This is a genomic window from Arcobacter sp. CECT 8985, assembly GCF_004116495.1.
Lineage (GTDB): Bacteria > Campylobacterota > Campylobacteria > Campylobacterales > Arcobacteraceae > Malaciobacter.
This window is the reverse complement of the sequence record NZ_PDKC01000012.1, coordinates 36517-57137: the sequence shown is the minus strand read 5'-3', so window position 1 is coordinate 57137 and position 20621 is coordinate 36517. Positions and strand designations below refer to the sequence as shown.

At 27.7% G+C, this 20621-nt stretch carries 19 protein-coding genes; all 19 read right to left on the bottom strand.

What is annotated here, in order from left to right:
* Position 1: 1 nt before the first annotated feature.
* Complete coding sequence (locus CRU93_RS07055) at positions 2-421, bottom strand: heme-binding domain-containing protein (RefSeq protein ID WP_129103487.1); 420 nt, start codon at positions 419-421, stop codon at positions 2-4.
* Between the two features lie 3 nt (positions 422-424).
* Positions 425-757: a co-chaperone YbbN gene (locus CRU93_RS07050; protein WP_129103486.1), complete on the bottom strand. Its 333-nt coding sequence runs from the start codon at positions 755-757 to the stop codon at positions 425-427.
* The gene (locus CRU93_RS07045) at positions 735-2762 is read right to left on the bottom strand and encodes a DUF1538 family protein (RefSeq protein WP_129103485.1); all 2028 of its coding nucleotides are present in this window, start codon (positions 2760-2762) and stop codon (positions 735-737) included. The genes CRU93_RS07050 and CRU93_RS07045 overlap by 23 nt, the downstream gene beginning before the upstream one ends.
* A complete protein-coding gene (locus tag CRU93_RS07040) occupies positions 2749-3459 on the bottom strand; it encodes a TrkA family potassium uptake protein (RefSeq protein WP_129103484.1) in 711 nt (236 codons plus the stop codon). Before CRU93_RS07040 ends, CRU93_RS07045 begins: the two co-directional genes overlap by 14 nt.
* Positions 3449-5029 carry a potassium channel protein gene (locus CRU93_RS07035; protein WP_129103483.1) on the bottom strand — a complete coding sequence of 527 codons (1581 nt, stop codon included), beginning with the start codon at positions 5027-5029 and terminating at the stop codon, positions 3449-3451. The genes CRU93_RS07040 and CRU93_RS07035 overlap by 11 nt, the downstream gene beginning before the upstream one ends.
* A 36-nt stretch (positions 5030-5065) precedes the next feature.
* Complete coding sequence (locus tag CRU93_RS07030) at positions 5066-6619, bottom strand: 2-isopropylmalate synthase (protein ID WP_129103482.1); 1554 nt, start codon at positions 6617-6619, stop codon at positions 5066-5068.
* 332 nt (positions 6620-6951) lie between these two features.
* On the bottom strand, positions 6952-9153 hold the full coding sequence (katG, locus tag CRU93_RS07025; RefSeq protein WP_129103481.1) for a catalase/peroxidase HPI: 2202 nt from the start codon (positions 9151-9153) through the stop codon (positions 6952-6954).
* A 74-nt stretch (positions 9154-9227) separates the two neighbouring features.
* A complete protein-coding gene (locus CRU93_RS07020) occupies positions 9228-9665 on the bottom strand; it encodes a DNA starvation/stationary phase protection protein (protein ID WP_129103480.1) in 438 nt (145 codons plus the stop codon).
* A 135-nt stretch (positions 9666-9800) separates the two neighbouring features.
* Positions 9801-10811, bottom strand: coding sequence for a sensor histidine kinase (locus CRU93_RS07015; RefSeq protein ID WP_129103479.1), 1011 nt, complete (start codon positions 10809-10811; stop codon positions 9801-9803).
* 76 nt (positions 10812-10887) lie between these two features.
* Entirely contained in the window at positions 10888-12702 is a 1815-nt protein-coding gene (locus tag CRU93_RS07010) for an HD domain-containing phosphohydrolase (protein ID WP_129103478.1), read from the bottom strand.
* 81 nt (positions 12703-12783) lie between these two features.
* On the bottom strand, positions 12784-13368 hold the full coding sequence (locus CRU93_RS07005; protein ID WP_129103477.1) for a phosphatidylserine decarboxylase: 585 nt from the start codon (positions 13366-13368) through the stop codon (positions 12784-12786).
* 2 nt (positions 13369-13370) lie between these two features.
* Positions 13371-15431: an ATP-dependent zinc metalloprotease FtsH gene (gene ftsH, locus CRU93_RS07000; protein ID WP_129103476.1), complete on the bottom strand. Its 2061-nt coding sequence runs from the start codon at positions 15429-15431 to the stop codon at positions 13371-13373.
* Positions 15432-15449: 18 nt separating this feature from the next.
* Positions 15450-16256, bottom strand: coding sequence for a 50S ribosomal protein L11 methyltransferase (locus tag CRU93_RS06995; protein ID WP_129103475.1), 807 nt, complete (start codon positions 16254-16256; stop codon positions 15450-15452).
* A 57-nt stretch (positions 16257-16313) separates the two neighbouring features.
* Positions 16314-17246, bottom strand: a complete 933-nt coding sequence (locus tag CRU93_RS06990; protein ID WP_129103474.1) for a tRNA-dihydrouridine synthase — start codon at positions 17244-17246, stop codon at positions 16314-16316.
* Entirely contained in the window at positions 17247-18263 is a 1017-nt protein-coding gene (locus CRU93_RS06985; protein WP_129103473.1) for a hypothetical protein, read from the bottom strand.
* A 10-nt stretch (positions 18264-18273) separates the two neighbouring features.
* Positions 18274-18636, bottom strand: a complete 363-nt coding sequence (gene dksA / locus CRU93_RS06980; RefSeq protein WP_258238857.1) for an RNA polymerase-binding protein DksA — start codon at positions 18634-18636, stop codon at positions 18274-18276.
* A gap of 42 nt (positions 18637-18678) precedes the next feature.
* A complete protein-coding gene (locus tag CRU93_RS06975; protein ID WP_129103472.1) occupies positions 18679-19140 on the bottom strand; it encodes a 23S rRNA (pseudouridine(1915)-N(3))-methyltransferase RlmH in 462 nt (153 codons plus the stop codon).
* On the bottom strand, positions 19130-19744 hold the full coding sequence (locus CRU93_RS06970) for a thiamine phosphate synthase (RefSeq protein ID WP_129103471.1): 615 nt from the start codon (positions 19742-19744) through the stop codon (positions 19130-19132). The genes CRU93_RS06975 and CRU93_RS06970 overlap by 11 nt, the downstream gene beginning before the upstream one ends.
* Positions 19744-20613 (bottom strand): acetyl-CoA carboxylase, carboxyltransferase subunit beta, encoded by an 870-nt coding sequence (accD, locus tag CRU93_RS06965; RefSeq protein ID WP_129103470.1) that lies wholly within the window; start codon positions 20611-20613, stop codon positions 19744-19746. The genes CRU93_RS06970 and accD overlap by 1 nt, the downstream gene beginning before the upstream one ends.
* Between the last annotated feature and the right edge of the window lie 8 nt (positions 20614-20621).

Below are 20621 nucleotides of genomic sequence, written 5' to 3'. Positions count from 1 at the left end.
TTTATCTTCTCACTCCTGTCCAATCTCTAATCATCTTTATTTGTTCTTTAGTTAATTTTGCATCTTTATGAATCCAAGTATAACTACTAAGAGGCATAGCTGCATATACTTTTTTATAAATTGATTTTAACTCTTTTTTCTTTTTATTTTCATCATAAGATTCCCATTTACTAAAATTAAGTGAAGCTCTTCCATCTTCAACATGACTTGCAATTGTCCAAGAAAATGGTGCAATTTGAGAGTACCAAGGCCACACAGTTTGATCAGAATGACAATCATAACAAGAAGTTTTTAGAACTTTCATAACTTCAGGTTTTGCTTTTAATTGTAAATTTTCTACCACTTTTGCATTTTGTCTTGTTGGTCTTATAAATTGAACAACAATAAACAATGCAAATATAATCATTATTGCTTTTTTCATTTTTTAATCCATATAAAATAACTTATATACTCTTTTTATCTCTTCAACAAATAAATCAATACTTATATTTCGTCCATATCGTTTAAACTCTTTTTTGTCAAAGAAAACCAATATACTAGGTATAGAAAATACCGTAAAATGGCTTGCTATTTGTTTATATAAATCAGCTTTAACTTCTAATATTTCCATTTTTGGAAACTCTTTGTGAACAATGCTTTCAATCTTTGGTTTTAATATATTACAAACTGAACAAGTTTGAGAACTAAAATAGATCAATACAGGATCACCTGTATTGATTTTAGAGATTAATAAATCAAGTGTCTTTACTTCTTGCATTTAACTCTTTTTCCAATCTTTCATTGAAACTATTTTCATCATATTTTTCATTTTCTTGCTTTTTCTTATTTTCATCTTGTTTTTTTCTATAAGTATATATATCATGTCTTGTAAGACTAATACCCTTCATATGTGTTAAAGGAAATGCAAATGCAACACCTTTACCAAATGTTGTAATATGTAAAGAGTGAATTATAGATTTTATTACTTGATTTATCATTCCTGTTGGTAATAAAAACAGTAACAATACATCATTTGCTTCTTTTGATGTTCTATATAAATTTGTCATTTCACTAATTCCAATACCTTCAGCTTTTAAAACAGTTACTCCTGTTGCTCCTGCTTTACTAGCAGCTTCTATTGCATCAAATTTTTTATCTAAAGGTACAATAATTACAACAGCACTAAAATCCATTGATAAAGAGTGTCTTCTATCACTTCCATCAATATTTACAGTTGCTAAATCCATATTTTCAGCATCTATAAGAGCATCTTTTAAGATATTTGCAGCTTCAATTTCAGTATCAGATTTAACTCCAAGTTTTTCAATTATAATACCATATAGCATAACTGTAATCATAGGAAAAAGCGAAGCAAATGCAATAAGTCCAAATCCATCAATTAAAGGACTTCTTCCTTCTATATTTGTAGCAAGTCCAATACCAAGTGCTGCAACTAAAGGAACTGTAACTGTTGAAGTTGTAACTCCACCACTATCATATGCAACTGGAATTATATATTTTGGTGCAATAAAAGTTAATATTATTACAACAATATACCCCACAATAATATAATAGTGAATATGCCCACCATCAACTATTCTAAATGCTCCAAGTGCAATACCAATTGCAACTCCAAGTGCAACAAATAATCTTAAAGCAAAATCATTTATTTTTCCATCACTAATCTCTTTAGCTTTTTTTGCAATGGCCATAAGTGCTGGTTCTGCCATTGTTGTAGAAAATCCAATTGCAAATGCAAATGCATAAACAACAAAAATAGACTCTTTTTTTGTTAATTGATAAGCCATCGATTCTCCAAGAGAAAAAAGACCCATCTCTAGACCTAAAATAAAAGCATAAAGTCCAATAATTACTAAAATAAAACCTAAAAATACTGTTTTTATATTAGAAATACTCTTTCTTAATACAATATATTGGAAAAATAAAATAATTGCTAAAATTGGAATAACATCTTTTGTCACAGATGCAATTCCATTTACTATTCTCATCAAATTAATCTCTGCAACATTTGATACAGTAGCATCAACTGCAATAGTTGCTACATCTTTTGCATCAACTAAATTATATACAGCAATTCCATATATCTGCACAAAAATCATAGGTGTTAAAGAAGCAAAAGCAATAAGTCCAAATCCATCAATTACTGGATTTCTTCCTTTTATTGAAGTTGCTAAACCTATTCCAAGTGCTGCAACTAAAGGAACTGTAACTGTTGAAGTTGTAACACCACCTAAATCATAGGCAAGACCAATTATCTCTTTTGGTGCAAAAAAAGTAACACCTACAACTAAAAGGTATCCAACTATAATATAATAGTGAATTGCATGGCCTTTTATGATTCTAAATACACCTAGCAAAATTGCAAAACCAACTGAGCCTGCAACAACTAACCTTAATACTGTAGAATCAATTCTTCCACTTGAAATTGCAGCTGCTTTATCTGCAATTACAACTAATGCTGGTTCTGCAATTGTAGTACCAAAACCTATTAAAAACCCAAAAAATAGTATCCAAGCTACTTTGCCACTTTTAGCGAAATCCCTTGCTAAGCCCTCTCCTACAGGAAATATTCCTATTTCTAAACCCTGCAAAAATATTGCAAGACCAATTCCTACAATTGTCAATCCAATTGCTGTTGATACCCAATTTTGAGGAACAGATTGAATAATTGCTAATTGAAAAAATAGTATTACTACAATAATTGGTAGTAAATCCCTAAATGAATCTTTTAACAGTTTTAAAAAGAAGTTAAACTGTGCCATTTACAGTTCCTTCTACATATTGTCTAAACCTTTGTAAATCATTGTTCTTCCCTACAACAACCAATATATCTCCTTCATCAATTTTATGATTTATTCCCTTTGTTTTGAAAATAAACTTGTCGCCTAACTCTTTATCCATTATACCAAGTAAAAGTATATTAAACTGCTTATGAACTTTAATATTTTTTAAAAATTTTTGATTAAATATAGAATTTTTGTTTATATATATTTGAGATATATTTAAATCAGATTTTGTAAATAATATGTCATCTAATACTTTTGTCATTAGTGGCTTTGTAAGATTTCTATATATTTTAAGTGCACCTAAATCATTTGGGTTTAAGACTTTTGTTGCTCCTGCAACTAGTAGTTTTTTTGATTCTGCTTTTGTTTTTGCAACAGAGATTATTTTTAAATTTTTATTTAAATTTCTTGCAGATAAAGTAACAAATAGATTATTTTTATTACTTTTACAAACACAAAAAAGTGAATCAATTTGTGTTTGTATATCCAAAGATAATAACTCTTCATCATTTAATAGTGTATAATTATATGCTTCATAGCCATCTTTTATAGCTTGTCTTGTATTTGCCTCTTCATAATCAACTATAATAATTTTGTACTCTTTTTGTCTTAATGTTTTAGCAATTTTTGAACCCAAAGATGTATATCCATATATAATTACACTATTTTTCAAGATCTCTCCTCAAAAGAAGTTTTTTTGAAAAAAACTTTGTTTTTAACTCTTTAATTGAACTTTTATAACCAATTACAATCAAAATATCATTTTGTTTCAAAATATATTTATTATTTGTAGGATTAAAAATGAATTTATGATTATGCTTACTATCCATAACACCAATTAAAGCAATATTATAATCGTCAAAATCAATCTCATTAATATTAATACCTATAATTTTCATGCCATCAACTATTTCTATTTCATCTACTTCTGCTGATATATCTTCATTTAATAAAATTCCATATAATGCATCAAAGGCAACTGGTTGTCCAATATATTCACTTGCAACTAGTGCACTTACTTGATTTGGATTTATAATAAAATTTGCACCTGCTAAAGTTAATTTATTTTCAACTTCAGAGTTATTAACTAATGTAATTATTTTAATTTTTGAATCAAGAGTTCTTGCTCCAAGCACAGTTGAAAGATTTATAGCATCATCTTCAAAAAGACAAATTATAGTATCTGCACTTTTTGAAACACCCACTTTTTCAAGAAAATCCATATCAGTACAATCACCACAAACAGCTAAATAATTATCTTCTTTTGCTTGATTGATTTTTTCTGGATTTTCATCTATTACTAAAATTTTTTTATTTGTTTTTTTTAAATTTTTAATTAAACTTTTTGAAATAGTTCTATATCCACAAATAACAATAAATTCTTTTAGTTTTTCAACTTCACTTTCTATTCTATTTTGTTTTATACTCTCCATTCTTTCTGCAAGAGCAGTTGTTAATATTGATGTACTAAAAGCAATTACTAAAAAACCATTTATTACTAAAATTAAAGTAACAAATTTTCCTTCAGGAGTAATAGGAACAATATCACCATATCCAACAGTTGAAATAGTAATTAAAGACCAATAAACAGCATCAAAAAAATTATTTACATTTGGATTTTGTCCAACTGGTCCTTCATAAATAAACATAATTGTAGAGCCAAAGAAAATTACAACTCCACTTAAAATAAGCAAAGTATACAATTCAAATTTTCTTTCTTTAAAAATATGTAAAAACTCTTTTAATGAATTTGTATATCTTAAAATTTTAAATAATCTAAAAAGTAAAAAAATTCGAAGGACTCTTAATGGTCTATAAGCTGGAAGAATTGCAAGTAAATCAATAATAGACATAGGAGAAAAAATAAATTTAAGTTTTTTATTAAAAGCTTTTTTTATAGAACTCAATATTTTATAATCTGTCGCTAAAAATAAAGACTCTTCATAATCTTGAATAACTATTTTTCTAGTATCATTATACACCCAAAGCCTACCAAGCCACTCAATTATAAAAATAATTATTGCAGCATATTCATAATTATCAAAGATCTTTAAATGTGAGTGATTTACTTCATAGATAAGTATTCCTATTGTACTAAGCACAAGAAATATCATAAAAAAATCAAAATATCTTTTATATCTATACCTACTATTTTCTAATATATTTCTTGTAAAAGTTTTTAATTTTATATAAAAAGAAGAATTATCTAAAAAGTAAAAAAATCTAACAAAACTATTTTTCATATTTTTATCACAACAAGGGAATTTATCCCTTGTAAATTAAACTTCATGATCATGTTTTGTTGCCAATCTCTCTTTTTGAGAAAGATAAGAATTTAATGCACCAACATAAGCTTTTGCAGTAGCTAACATTGTATCTACACTTAATCCATGTCCTACAAATGATGGAGAAGTTTTATCAAAAACAACTCTTGTTGTAACTTTTGCTAAAGCATCTTTACCTTTAGTTACTGATGTTACATTATAACTTTGTAATTCACCACTATATCCAGTCAATCTATCAATAGTTTTAAAAATTGCATCCATTGTTCCATTACCAATATTTGCATCAGTTAATACTTCATCATTATGTTTGATTGAAACTGCTGCTGTTGGAACACCATTTGAACAATCACTAATTTGTAAAGCTTGTAATTCAAAAGTTTTACATTGATTTAAAGACTCATCTGTGATTAACATTCTAACATCATCATCAGTTACATCTTTTTTCTTATCTGCTAATACTTTAAATTTTTCAAATGCTGAATTTAATTCTTCTTGAGAAACTTCATCAAAACCTAATTGTGAAATTTTATCCTTAAATGCTGCTCTTCCACTATGTTTACCTAAAATTAATGTTGAATCTTTTATAACACCAACATCTTGTGGTTTCATAATTTCATATGTTTCTTGATATTTTAATACACCATCTTGGTGAATTCCACTTTCATGAGAAAATGCATTTTTACCAACAATTGCTTTATTTTGTTGAGGCTCAACACCTGTAATTGTTGCAACTAATCTTGAAGTTGGATATAACTCAGGAGTATTAATATTTGTATATAATTCTCCAAAAGCATCTTTTCTTGTTTTAATAGCCATAACAGCTTCTTCCAATGCAGAGTTTCCAGCTCTTTCACCTAAACCATTAATTGTTACTTCAATTTGTCTAGCACCACTAGCAACTGCTGCTAAAGTATTTGCTGTTGCTAATCCTAAATCATTATGATTATGAACTGAAATAATTGCTCTATCATTTGCATAATCACTTAACTCTTTAATCATTGCAGCTAATTCAGTTGGCAATCTATATCCAACCGTATCTGGTAAATTAATAGTTGTTGCACCAGCACCAATTACTGCATCCATTACTTCTTTCATAAAAGGAATTTCACTTCTTCCTGCATCTTCTAATGAGAATTCAACATCATCAACAAATGTTTTTGCATATTCAACTGCCCTAATTGCTCTTTTAATTACTTCATCTTCACTCATTTTTAATTTGTATTTCATATGAATTGGTGAAGTGGCAATAAATGTATGAATTCTTTTTAAATTTGCACTTTGAACTGCTAAACCTGCTTGTTTAATATCATTTTCAATAGCTCTACTTAATGAACAGATTGATGAATTTTTAACCTCTTGAGCAATTCTACTAACTGCATCAAAATCTCCAGGGCTTGCTGCAGCGAATCCTGCTTCAATTACATCAACACCTAATTTTTCTAACTGTCTAGCGACCTTAATCTTCTCTTCTGTGTTCATTGAACAACCAGGACTTTGTTCCCCATCTCTTAACGTAGTATCAAATACGTATATTCTATTTTTATCCATGATTTTACCTCTTAAAAAGTATAATTATTATATCTATTTTTCAATAAAGAAAAAAACTATTGTTTGATTTTGTGATTTTTTTATGTATATTTGTATATATTAGAGTGATTTAGAAAGCAGAAGAAGAGTGTTAACACTTTTTATAAAATGATTATTGTAAAAATCGAATATTTTCATTTTCCTCTCCATTCCCATTTTTATGAGATTTTTATTAGTTGAATCAACATTTTTATATTATTTAACATTGATTGAAAAATTTTATCATAAACTTATAAAAAAAGTCAATACTATATTTTACAAAGAGTTTAAAACTCTTTGTAAATAGTTAGATTTTATTTTATATCAAATCTATCAGCATTCATAACTTTATTCCATGCATGAATAAAATCATTGACAAATTTTTCTTGATTACCTTCTTGTGCATAAACTTCTGCAATTGCTCTTAATTGAGAATTTGAACCAAACACAAGATCTATTCTACTTGCTGTATATTTAATATCTGTAGATTCATTTGTTGTACAACTGAACTCTTGTGCATCTTCGTCAATTTCACTCCAGATATTATTTATATCAAGAAGATTTACAAAGAAATCATTTGTTAATACACCAGGTTTATTAGTAAATACACCTTTTGAACTATTATTATAATTAGCACCTAATACTCTCATACCACCTACTAATACGGTCATTTGTGGTGCACTTAATCCTAATAATTGAGCTTTATCTACTAAAAGCTCTTCACTTGTAACTGCATATTTTTGCTTTTGATAATTTCTAAAACCATCAGCAAAAGGTTCAAGATGTGCAAAAGATTCCACATGTGTTTGTTCTTGTGTTGCATCTGTTCTACCTGCTATAAAATCAACTTTTGCATTAACTCCAGCATCTATTGCAGCTTTTTCTATAGCAGCACTTCCACCCAATACAATTAAATCTGCAATTGAAACTTGTTTTGTTGATGAAGAATTAAAATCTTTTTGAATCTCTTCAAGTTTTGAAATAACTTCTTGTGTTCCTTGATTAACTTCCCAATCTTTTTGTGGAGCCAATCTAATTCTAGCACCATTAGCACCACCTCTTTTATCAGAGTCTCGATATGTAGAAGCAGAAGCCCATGCAGTATTTACAAGTTGAGATATTGATAAATTAGAATTTAATATTTTTTCTTTTAAAACTTTTATATCTGATTCATCTATAATATTCTCTGCAGTAGGTACTACATCTTGCCATATTAGGTCTTCTTTTGGTACTTCTGGTCCAAGATATCTACTCTTTGGTCCTAAATCTCTATGTGTTAATTTGAACCATGCTCTTGCAAATGCATCTGCAAACTCTTCTGGGTTTTCATGAAATCTATTTGAAATTGCTCCATAAATAGGATCCATTCTCATAGCCATATCAGCTGTCGTCATGATAGTTTTTACTTTTTTAGAAGAATCATGGGCACTTGGAGCTAAATGCTCTTCTTTGGGATTAACAGGAACCCACTGCCAAGCTCCAGCAGGAGATTTTTCTAGATTCCAATCATATCCGAATAAAACATCAAAATATCCATTATCCCATTGTGTTGGATTTGCTGTCCAAGAACCTTCAATTCCACTTGTTATAGTATCATTACCTTTACCTGATAAAAATTTACTCAGCCACCCTAAACCTTGTGCAATTAATCCTTCAGCTTCTGGTTCTGCCCCAACATTTTGTGCATCACCAGCACCATGACATTTACCAAAAGTATGCCCACCGGCAACTAAAGCAACAGTTTCTTTATCACCCATTGCCATTCTTGCAAATGTTTCTCTTATATCTTTACCAGATTCTAAAACATTTGGTTCACCATTTGGACCTTCTGGATTTACATATATAAGACCCATTTGTACAGCTGCAAGAGGATTTTCTAAATCTTCACTGACATGTTTATTCTTATCATATCTATCATCACCTAGCCATTCATCTTCTTTTCCCCAATAAATATCCTCTTCTGGTTCCCAAATATCAACTCTACCACCAGCAAAACCAAATGTTTTTAATCCCATAGATTCTAAGGCAACAGTTCCTGCAAGTATCATTAAATCTGCCCAAGAAATTTTATTTCCATATTTTTGTTTAATTGGCCAAAGAAGACGTCTTGCTTTATCCAAATTTGCATTATCTGGCCAAGAGTTTAAAGGTGCGAATCTTTGATTGCCTGTACTTGAACCACCTCTTCCATCACCAATTCTATATGTACCAGCACTATGCCAAGCCATTCTTATAAATAATGGTCCATAATGACCATAATCAGCAGGCCACCACTCTTGTGAATCTGTCATTAAAACAGTTAAATCATTTTTTAAAGCTTCATAATCAAGCTTTGCAAACTCTTTAGCATAATCAAAATTTTCACCCATTGGATTAACTTTGTTATTGTGTAAAGAAAGAATTTTTAAATTAAGCTGATTAGGCCACCAATCTTTATTATATGTACCTTTATTACTTACTGTTGGATTTACAACTGCTTCATCACTACCTAAACCTGTAATTGGACATCTTGCCATGACTTCTACCTTTTTATTTTATACAATAAGATTAAAATCTTATTGTATTTTATTTTCTTGAACCAAATAATAATTTAAGAAATCATATTTGACATCAACCACACATCTTTTTCAAATTTAGCAATTTTATCATCTGCAAAAGTTTCAGTTGTTTTATCTGAATTTTCAGAAGCAACTTTACTTAAATGTTTAAACTCATTTAATAAATAATTATACTCTTTAATAATAGATACTACAATCTCTTTTGAATTAAATGAATCTTTAGTTTCAGTCTCTACTTTTGTTGCACTATCTAACTGTTTTGTAGTTAAATATGGTTTTTCTCCTAATTGTAATATTCTCTCCGCTGTATCATCATAAAGTACAGACATACTATTATAAATCTCTTCTGTATGACTATGAACAGGAAAGAAATCCATTCCTTTTACATTCCAATGATAATTATGCATTTTTATATATAATGCATGTGCATCAGCTTGAATTTGTTTTAAACTCTCTACTACTTTTGACATAACTTATCCTTTTTTAATTTTTTTCTGTATTTAAAGTTTAACAGTTCATATTGAAATTTTACATATTTAATCTTAAAATATATTTAATAAAATTTATTATAGGAAAAAAATTATCCATACTGGATTAAAAAGAATTTATTTATCTGTACTAACTTTTGATAATTTTATAATAAAACATGAGCCATTTGGAATATCTTTTATATCTATTTTGCCTTCCATGTTTTTTTCTATTATAGTTTTTGTCATATAAAGACCAATACCCATACCTTTACCCTCTTCTTTTGTGGTAAAATACGGTTCAAATATCTTATCTTTTATTTCATTTTTTATTCCGCCTGCATTATCTTTTATTTGTATTGTTACATTATCTTTTGTTTGGAAACTTTGGATTATTATTTTTCCTTGCATTATATTATTATCAACTATTGCATCTTTTGCATTTGATATAATATTTAATATGCCTTGTGAAAATTCATTTTCAAAACCATATACTTCTAAATCATTTTCAAAAGAAGTCTCTAATTTAATTTTATTTTTTTCTAATGTAGCTTCTATTAGATAAATTGCTTTTTTTATTGTTTCATCCACTTTAAAAATCTCTTTTTCTTTATCTGGCTTAAAAAAATTTCTAAAATCATCAATTGTATTTGACATGTTATTTGTCAACATTTTTGCTTTATTTATACTTTTAGATAAGTTCTGTTCATTTAACTCACCAATACTATATGTAAATTGAATATTTTGAATAACTAATCCCAAGGCATTCAATGGTTGTCTCCATTGATGGGCAATATTACCTATCATCTCTCCCATTGCTGCTAATTTACTTTGTTGAATTAACATTTGCTCTTGTTTTCTTTGTTTATCTATCTCTTCTTTTACTTTCTTTTTTAAAGTATTATTCAGCTCTTTTAACTGATTATTAATTATCTTTTCTTCTCTTACACGCCTATAGATATAAAAAATTGAAATAACTCCAAAAATCATAAGTAATAATAATAACTCATCTAATTCATAATTCTCATGTGTATTTAAAAAATTCATCAACTTTTCAAAAGCATCATAATGTCCCAAAACTAACCAAATTATTATCGAAAGAAAAATCAAAATAATTAAATCATTTATACTTTTTAAATTATTAAACATACTAAAACCTTATTTTCATTAAACAACTTTATTACAAAAATAATACATTTTTATTCAAATTTTTAAATATACTTTTTTAATCTTTAAATTTTTCTCTTATTTCTAAGAATTCATCAATATTTTCAAAAAAGATATCTACTAATATTGGATCAAAATGTTTTGCTCTTTCTTTATGAAAAAGTTCTAATATACTTTCAATTGGCCATGATTTTTTATAGCTTCTATCACTTCCCAAGGCATCAAATACATCAGCAATTGCAGTAATTCTTCCAAATATAGGAATATCTTCACCTTTTAATCCTAATGGGTAGCCTGAACCATCCCATTTTTCATGATGTGTATGTGAAATCTCTGCTGCTGCTTTTAAAATTGTTCTTGAAGAATTTTTCAATATGTCATAACCTATTTGTGAATGTGTCTTCATGATTTCCCACTCTTGTTCATCTAGTTTACCAGGCTTATGAAGTATGGCATCAGGAATAGAGATTTTTCCAATATCATGCATTGGAGAAGCTGTAAAAACAGTATTTATATCTTCTTCATTTAAATCTAATTTTGTTGCTAAAAGCTTTGAGTACTCTGCAACCCTTTTTACATGTTGTCCTGTCTCTTGACTTCTACTTTCAGAGATTTCCCCAAGTTTATAAATTATTTCTCTTTGTGTATCTTCTAATTCTTTATGTAATTCAACTATTTCAGTAATATCATGTCTTATTCCAATATATTCAAAAATATTACCATCTAAATCTTTTAAAGGATAAGTATAAACATCACAATAAATATCTCTATGATCTTTTGATTTATTTACAATTATACCTTTTCTTCCATTTTCAGAAAACACTTCTTCTACAAATTCTTTATACTCTTGCTCATTTAAATTGGGATTTTTCAAAAAAGAGTAATCTTGTCCAATAATTTCATCTTTAGAAAAACCAAAAATTTCAACAAAAGCATCATTTACATGTGAAATTTTTCTATTCTTATCCACTCTAATAATTATATTACTTTTGTTAACGGCATCTTTATATTGACTTAAAATATTTATTGAATCTTTCAAATCTAATGCAGTTTTCTGTGTTTGATTTTTAAAATACTCTCTTGTTTGTACTAAATCAGTTATATCAGTTGATAAAGATATATACTCTACAATATTTCCGTCTAAGTCTAAAATTGGCTTTATGATAGTATCTAAATAAAAAGTTACTTTATCTTTTGATTGATTTTTAATCTCACCTTGCCATAATTTTTTTTCATCTTTTATTGTGTGCCATAAATTTGAAAAATATTCACTATTTACATCTTCATGTCTTATAATATTAAAATTATGACCAATTATTTCCTCTTTTGAATAACCTGAAATTTTTACAAATGGTTCATTTACATAAGTAATTATTCCATTTGAATCTGTTTTTATTATTATTGAACGTTCATCAACTATATCTTTATATTGAGATAAAGTATTATAAATCTCTTTATTCTCTTTTTCTAAAACTATAGATTTAGAAACATCATAAAAACTCTCGACTAAAATTCTTAAATTTATTGGCTTTGTAATATAATTTGCAATTCCAATATTTATTGCCTCAAATAAAAATTTTGAATCATTAAATGCAGTTGTAATTAATATTGGCGTATCTACTGATATTTTTTTTATCTCTTTTGCTAGTTCTAATCCTGACATAACTGGCATTTTAACATCACTTATAATTACATCAATGTCATCACTTGATTTAAAAATATCTAATGCTTCTTTACCATTTTTTGCAGTAATTAAATTTTTTACTTTTGATTGTAAAAAATAACTTACTTCTTCCATTGTGCTTTGATCATCTTCCACATATAAAAGTGTAATTTGTTTTAAATATTTTAAAATATCATCAATATTTTTCATAAGCTATTTCTCTCATTTATAATTAATTTTATTATATAGTATTAAGATTATAACACAAGAAAGTATTAAAAAGGTATCTATTTATAAAAGTTTTTGTCCAACTTCTATTTTTTGTCCAATTTTTAAAAAGATTTCTTTTTCTTTTTTTATAAATAGTATTACTTCACCTTGAGTAAAAATGCCAATTTTTTCACCAATATTAACACTATTATTAAAATTATTTATAAAAAGTCTATTTGTTGCAGTAGAACTTAAAAGTTCAACTTTTATATCTTTTTGCTCAAATATTAATTTTTCATTTAAAAGTTTTGATTTTTTATCATTTAAAGGTAAATTTATTCCTCGTTTTAAACACACTAATTTAATTTTACCAGTTTGAGGAGCTAATAAAATTGAATTGTCAAAAAGAGAAGTATTTATGTATATAATTTTATGTTTATCATCAAAGTCAATTGCTTGAACTTCTCCACTAATAGGAGATATTAAAATTGAACTTTGATCAATATTTACTTTTTTATTTCTATATATAAAAATAGTTGCAAAAAAAGTAAAAAATGCAAGTGCAGATAAAAATTCTAAATTCAAAAATTCAAGTATTAAAGCTATAGCAAAAAGTGAAATAATCACTTTTTGCCCCTCATTTAGAATATATTTATCTAAGAACATCGCTACTCTTTTTTATTTTCGTCTTCGCTATTATTTTCTGTATCTTCTTTTGGCTCTTCTTTAGTTTCTGAAGATTCAGATGAACTTACATCTTTTTGTTCTTTGTCATCATCACTATTTAATGCATCAGTATGTAAATCTTCTTCTTCAAATACAACTCCACCATTTTCAGTAATAATATCTCTTACTCTTTGTCCAGATATAACTTCTATATCTAATAATTCAGCTGTCATTTGTTCAATTGCTGCACTATTATCTCTTAATTCTTGTTTTACAATTTCATATCTTTCATTTAGTAGATTTTTAACATAATCATCAAGACTTTTTGACATATCATCAGAGAAATCTTTTTGTGTTTGTCCACCTAAGAATTGATTTTGTCTTTTTTCTAAAACCATAAGTCCTGCAATATCACTCATTCCATAAACAGATGCCATAGATTTAATAATATCAGTTGCTCTTTCAAGGTCATTTCCTGCACCTGTACTTATCTCTTCAATAAATACTTCTTCTGCAGCTCTACCACCTAAAAGTGTATCAACTTCTGCAATAAGTTCATGTTTTTGCATTAAGTATTTATTCTCTTCAGGAGTATTAAGTGTATATCCTAATGCAGCAAGTCCTCTTGGCACAATAGAAACTTTATTAACTTTTTTTGCACCTTTTGTAATTTCTGCAATCAAGGCATGACCTGATTCATGATAAGCAACAATTCTTCTTTCTTTAGGAGATATTCTTCTTGATTTTTTCTCTAAACCTGCAATTTGTCTTTCAACTGCTTCTTTAAAGTCTTCAGAATTAACTTCATCTTTGCTTGCTCTACCTGCAAGTAATGCTGCTTCATTAATAATATTTGCTAAATCAGCCCCAGCTAATCCTGCTGTCATTCTTGCAATTTCTTCTAAATCTACACCTTTTCCTAAAGTTACACCTTTAATATGTACTTTTAGAATTTCAACTCTACCTTCAAAGTCAGGTTTGTCAACAAGTACTTGTCTATCAAATCTTCCTGGTCTAAGTAATGCAGGATCTAGAACTTCTGGTCTATTTGTTGCTGCTAATACAATTACTGGAGCAGACTCAGTTGAGAATCCATCCATTTCAGCTAATAACTGATTTAATGTTTGTTCTCTTTCATCATTTCCACCCATTGGACCGCCACTTGCTCTACTTTTACCAATTGCATCAATTTCATCAATAAAAATAATTGCAGGAGCCACTTTTTTTGCTTGTTCAAAAAGGTCTCTTACTCTACTTGCACCAACACCCACAAACATCTCTATAAATGCAGAACCAGAAACAGATAAGAATTGAACATCTGCTTCTCCCGCAACTGCTTTTGCTAATAGTGTTTTACCTGTACCTGGAGGTCCTACTAATAAAACACCTTTTGGTATTTGAGCTCCAAGTTTTACATATCGGTCTGGATTACTTAAGAAATCAACAACTTCTTGAACTTCTTCTTTTGCTTCTTTATTACCAGCCATATCTTCAAATTTTACTTTTGGTTTTTCAGAATTAATCATTTTTTTAGAGCTTCCAATTCCAAGAATTCCTCCTGAACCTCCACCCATAGATTTTGACATTCTTCTTGCTAAAAACATCCAAATTGCAAAGAATATAAATATAGGAAGAACCCATCCAAAAAGTATATCTGCTAATACATTGTCTTCATTTATTCCACCATATTCAATATTATTTTTTTCTAACATTGGAATCAATGTACTATCAGGAGCAACTCTTCTTGATGTATAAGTAGTTGCAGTATTAGATGCAGATTTTTTTGATACTGCTTTTATTTGAGTATTACCAATTCCTACATATTCAATTTTTCCATTAGATATTAACTTCTTTAATTCTGAATATGGAACAGTTTTATGCTTTGTTTTTCCATAAGCTGCAATATTTGAATTACCAGAACCTTCTAATTCCCCTTCAGGAAATAGTGCTTTAAAAGCAAATATTGTTACGATAGAAAATATAACAAATACTAATAATGGATTATTATTAAAAAAGTTATTACCTTTTCCATTATCATTGTTATTTTGCTGTTTGTTAGCCATAAAATAAAACTCCTTTATTTATTTAGAAAATACTATTGTTACCCATTCATTTTTATGAATAACTTCTAATTTATTTAAATCTTCAAATTTCCTTAAAACCCTATCTAGATGTTTATCTAAGATACCTGATACTATTAATATACCATTGTCTTTTAAGCACTTTTTTAAATCTTTATGAATCATAACTAATACATCAGCAACAATATTTGCAATAACCACATCATATTGTTCTTTTGCATTATTAGCTGAACCTATCCAACTATTATTAAAGTTTACATTATTTAATTTAAAATTCTCTTTAGTATCGTTTATACATACTTCATCTGTATCACAAATATCAACTTTTGTATTAAGTTTAGCTGCTGCAATTGATAAAATACCACTTCCACATCCTACATCTAAAACTGTAGAATCCTGTTTTACAAATTGTTCTATTGCTAAAATACAAGATGATGTTGTTTCATGATGACCAGAACCAAAAGATAGTGCAGGATCAATTATAATATCAATACTTCCTTCTTTTTTCTCTTCCCAAGAAGGACGAATATAAAACTTACCAACTTCAACTGCTTTTACACTTTGTTGATAGTTTTTTATCCAATCTTGATTATCTTTTTTTTCACAAGTAGTCTCGCACTCAATTCCTAATTTTTTAGCAAATTCATTTACACCAAACTCAATATCACTTAAGTTTTCTTCGCTTCTTGCAATTAATAATCCATTAGATTCTTCTATTGCATTATTAGTTAGAAGTGTTAATAGTTCTAAGAATTGTTCGTAATTATTTTGAGGTTTTATAGTTAATTCATAATAATATTCAGACAAATATTTCCTTTTGATTGAAAAGTATAATATTTTATCTAAATAACTGTTTAAAATTCATTAAAAAAAGTTTTCTATCATATCTCTCATAATTTTAATATCTGAAATACGATTAATTACATCTCTAAACTCATTTGCACCTTGATAACCTTTTGAGTAAGAGTGTAGTAGTTTTCTAAACATTATAGCGCCATGTTCACCATGAAATTTAATTACTGCATCATAATGTTCAAGTATAATCTCTTTTTTCTTTTCTTCTGAAATATCTTCAATACCATGTTTTAATTGATAAAATACCCAAGGTTTTCCAATTGCACCTCTACCAATCATAACACCATTTGCTTTTGTGTATTCAAGGACTTCTTTTGCTTTTGCAAAATCTTTTATATCTCCATTTGCAATTACTGGAATTGAAACTGCTTCTTTCATGGCTTTAATTGCATCATAATCAACAGGAGCTTTATATTTTCCAGCTCTTGTTCTACCATGTACAGATACAAAATCAACCCCACAAGATTCAACAACTTTACCAATTTCTACTGGTATTTTTTCATTTACGCCAAGTCTTACTTTTGCACTTGTATATTGTTTTTTAGAATATTTTTTTACAGTTGATAATATCTCTTCTAGTTTATTTAAATCACCTAAAAGATTAGAACCAGAACCATGATTAAATACCTTAGGAGCAGGACATCCACAATTTAAGTCAATACCATCAATTCCCTCAATATCATTTAGTAACAAAACAGCATCTCTTACTAATTCTGGTTTATTACCTGCAATTTGTACAAAATATGGATCTTCACTAGGAGATTTTTCAATCATTTTCAAAGTTTTTTCTGATTTATATACTAGTGCATTTGAAGATATCATCTCTGAAATTGTTAAATCTGCACCAAACTTCTTAACCACAGTTCTAAAAGGTAAGTCTGTGTATCCTGCTAATGGAGCCAACACCATTAAGGGTTGGCTAAAATCTAATTTTTTTTTCATTTAACTTCTATAACAAAGACTTTCTAAAGAGTATTGTTTCCCTGCATCTTTAAGATCAATTAATGCTCTAAAAGCCATTAAATCTGCATCTGGATGTGAAGAAAGAACCTCTCTAATTGTATCTATCATTTCATATTCAAATAATATATACACATACGCTTCTGTACTACAATCAATCTGTTTAGATAACTCTTCAAATAAAGATATAATTTCATCTGGTTGATAAGACTCTTTTAATATTTTAGCAAGTTGTAAAAAGTCATTTTTATCATATTCAAGATTTTTTGTAATTTTTATGATCTCTTCATTAGGAAGAGTAAACTCTGGATTTTTAGAACATTTAATAAAAAGTTTCTCTCCCATCTCTTTGTCTAATGTTACATTCTCATAAAGTTTTCTAACTGTAGTCATACTTTTTTCTTCAACTACATTTAAAAAAGCTTGTTTTACAACATCTGAACTATAGTTCATAGGCTTTTTAAGGATTTCAACACAAAAATCAACCTCAGCATTTACTTTATTTAATAAGTTTTGATGAGCTAATTTAGAACTAGGCTCAAGTTTAAGTGACTTATCTTGAATATACTTCCCTGCATTAATCTCTTTAATTAAAGATACAGTTTTATTTATCTCTTCATTTGAAGTTGTAAAAGGTGCATCTTTAACTTCAAAATTAATTTGAGAAAGAATATTAGTAATATTTTTAAATGATTTTGTTTTATAAGTTGATTTATCAGCTTTTTGTAATAAATAAGCTTTGATACTTTCACTTATAGTTTCTTCATCTCTTGCTATAGCTCTATATTTCAAATAACTTTTAAAACCATAGAACATCATATGAGCAACACTTCCAATAAAAAGTATTAGCAATGGCATTATAATCCAAATTGCAATTGGCAATGATAAAGAAACATCTAAAATAGTTACTTTATACTCACCTGGCTCTATGCTAAAAACATATCCAAAAACTAAAACTATTAATAAAATTGAAAATACTATATATTTCTTAAGTCCCACAACTTTTCCTTTATTGTCGCTCTACCTCATATATTTCTCTACAAGGTGTACAAAATTTTGCAAAAGGTTTTGCTCTTAGCCTTCCAATTGCAATTGCCTCATCACACATTTCGCAAATACCGTAAGTGCCTTTTTCTATTCTCTTTAAGGCATCTTCTATCTCTTTTAACTCATTTAGTTGTTGATTTGCGATAATTCCCTCTTTAAAACTATCACTTGAAATCTCCGCATAATCGTAATCATCATTACACTCTACATCTTTCATTGAATTTATACTATCTCTACTACCTTCAATGTTTTTTACAATAAGTTCTTTTCTAGCCTCTAGAGTTTGCCTTAGCTCCTCTATTTGTTTTGTATTTGCCACTCTCATCCCTTTATAAAAATTTGCGTATTATACAGAAATTTTTATAAATTACTTATGATAAGGATGATTATTTTTAATACATAACCCTCTAAAAATTTGTTCCATCAAAACTAAATGTGCAACCTTATGAGCCATTGTTAATTCACTTAGACTTATTATTTTATCACATTTAGTTAAAAACTGCCTTTCAAAACCAAACGCACCGCCAATAAAAAAGTTAATTTCAGAATTTTCACTGAAAAAATTTGCAAACTTGTAACTATCGACTTTTTTTCCTAATACATCAAGAGCTATATTTAAACTAGAATTTTTAACTAATGGTTCATAAACTTCACTATATGATTTTTTTGCATCATTTTCATTTATTGTTTGTGCTTTTGATATTTTTTTATTAAAAATATAATGAACTTCAACTTTAGCATATTTTGAGCTCATTTTAACAAACTCTTTTGTCAATTTATCAAATTCGTCATTTGAAGGTTTCATAATTGCATAAACATTAATTTTCATAAAAAGCACTTCCTACTACATTAAATTGTACATTTTTAATTTTATCATCAATTTTAACTCCACCAATTGCACAAACAGGATGTTTTGAAATTTTTGCTAAATAAGAAATTTTTTCACCTAATAAATTTGGAACAACTTTAGTTTTTGTAGCTTTATATGCTCCTAATCCAATCATATCTAAATCTAATTCATTTGCTTGCAAAATTTCTACTTCATTATGAGTAGAAAGTCCCAAAAGTTTATTTTTAATTTTTGTTCTAATTAATTTTACTGCAATATTTAAATCTTTATGAATATTATAAAAATCCTCTTGTCCTAGATGCAATCCATCTACATATGAAATAAGTTCAATTCTATCATTTATAATAATTGGAATATTTAAATTTTGTTTTAAATATTTTAAATTTTCTATTTGAATAGAATTGGAATTTATTTTATCTCTATATTGAATAAGCTTTACATCTTTTTTTTTACATAAATAGACAAATTTTTCTAAAGAGATTGATTTTTTAAGAAGAGTTTCATAATCGCATAATACATATAAATTATTAAAAGAGTCTTTTAAATTTATATTTAAAAGACCCTCTAATCTAGTTTTATTCATTAGCAAGCTTGGTCTGAATCTTTGTAAAACATTATTAATAGATCACTTAATGTTTTTTTCATATTTGCTCTATTAACAACCATATCAATTAAACCTTTTTCAAGTAAAAATTCAGCTCTTTGGAAACCTTCAGGTAAATCTGCACCAATTGTTTGTTTAATAACTCTTTGTCCTGCAAATCCAATTAATGCACCTGGTTCTGCCATAATTATATCACCTAAAAATGCAAATGATGCAGATACACCACCCATTGTAGGATCAGTTAATATTGAGATATATGGTAATTTAAATGCATCAAGTTTTTTTAATGCAGCAGATGTTTTTGCCATTTGCATCAATGCAAAAGTTGATTCTTGCATTCTAGCTCCACCTGAAGCAGAAATAATAATAAGACCTTGTTTTTTATCAATTGCTCTATTTACAGCTCTTACTATTTTTTCACCTTCAACAGAACCTAAACTTCCACCCATAAATGCAAAATCAAATACTACTATTTGAACAGGTTGTGAGTTAATAGTACATTCACCACTAACAATAGATGAAGTTCTACCAGTTTTAGTTTTTGCTTCTTCTAATCTTTTTTTATAAGATTTTTTATCAACAAAATTTAATGGATCTACTGGTCTTAAATCAGCATCATATTCAACAAAAGAGTCTTCGTCCGCTAAAATTTCTAATCTTCTTTTTGCTCCAATTCTCATATGAAAATTACATTTTGGGCAAATATTTTCTTGATTTTCTACCTCTTTAAAAAACATTAATGCATGGCACTCTGGACATTTTATCCAGTGCGAAGGAGCATCTTTTTTTGTAGGTTGCTCTTTTTTTCTGTCGAATGATATTTTGCTAAATAAGTTTTTCAAATCCATTTATAATC

What these genes read in the sequence shown, in the direction of transcription:
- CRU93_RS07055 (WP_129103487.1), bottom strand. Translation starts at nt 421, where the DNA reads ATGAAAAAAGCAATAATGATTATATTTGCATTGTTTATTGTTGTTCAA.
- CRU93_RS07050 (WP_129103486.1), bottom strand. Translation starts at nt 757, where the DNA reads ATGCAAGAAGTAAAGACACTTGATTTATTAATCTCTAAAATCAATACA.
- CRU93_RS07045 (WP_129103485.1), bottom strand. Translation starts at nt 2,762, where the DNA reads ATGGCACAGTTTAACTTCTTTTTAAAACTGTTAAAAGATTCATTTAGG.
- CRU93_RS07035 (WP_129103483.1), bottom strand. Translation starts at nt 5,029, where the DNA reads ATGAAAAATAGTTTTGTTAGATTTTTTTACTTTTTAGATAATTCTTCT.
- CRU93_RS07030 (WP_129103482.1), bottom strand. Translation starts at nt 6,619, where the DNA reads ATGGATAAAAATAGAATATACGTATTTGATACTACGTTAAGAGATGGG.
- katG (WP_129103481.1), bottom strand. Translation starts at nt 9,153, where the DNA reads ATGGCAAGATGTCCAATTACAGGTTTAGGTAGTGATGAAGCAGTTGTA.
- CRU93_RS07020 (WP_129103480.1), bottom strand. Translation starts at nt 9,665, where the DNA reads ATGTCAAAAGTAGTAGAGAGTTTAAAACAAATTCAAGCTGATGCACAT.
- CRU93_RS07015 (WP_129103479.1), bottom strand. Translation starts at nt 10,811, where the DNA reads ATGTTTAATAATTTAAAAAGTATAAATGATTTAATTATTTTGATTTTT.
- CRU93_RS07010 (WP_129103478.1), bottom strand. Translation starts at nt 12,702, where the DNA reads ATGAAAAATATTGATGATATTTTAAAATATTTAAAACAAATTACACTT.
- CRU93_RS07005 (WP_129103477.1), bottom strand. Translation starts at nt 13,368, where the DNA reads ATGTTCTTAGATAAATATATTCTAAATGAGGGGCAAAAAGTGATTATT.
- ftsH (WP_129103476.1), bottom strand. Translation starts at nt 15,431, where the DNA reads ATGGCTAACAAACAGCAAAATAACAATGATAATGGAAAAGGTAATAAC.
- CRU93_RS06990 (WP_129103474.1), bottom strand. Translation starts at nt 17,246, where the DNA reads ATGAAAAAAAAATTAGATTTTAGCCAACCCTTAATGGTGTTGGCTCCA.
- dksA (WP_258238857.1), bottom strand. Translation starts at nt 18,636, where the DNA reads ATGAGAGTGGCAAATACAAAACAAATAGAGGAGCTAAGGCAAACTCTA.
- CRU93_RS06975 (WP_129103472.1), bottom strand. Translation starts at nt 19,140, where the DNA reads ATGAAAATTAATGTTTATGCAATTATGAAACCTTCAAATGACGAATTT.
- CRU93_RS06970 (WP_129103471.1), bottom strand. Translation starts at nt 19,744, where the DNA reads ATGAATAAAACTAGATTAGAGGGTCTTTTAAATATAAATTTAAAAGAC.
- accD (WP_129103470.1), bottom strand. Translation starts at nt 20,613, where the DNA reads ATGGATTTGAAAAACTTATTTAGCAAAATATCATTCGACAGAAAAAAA.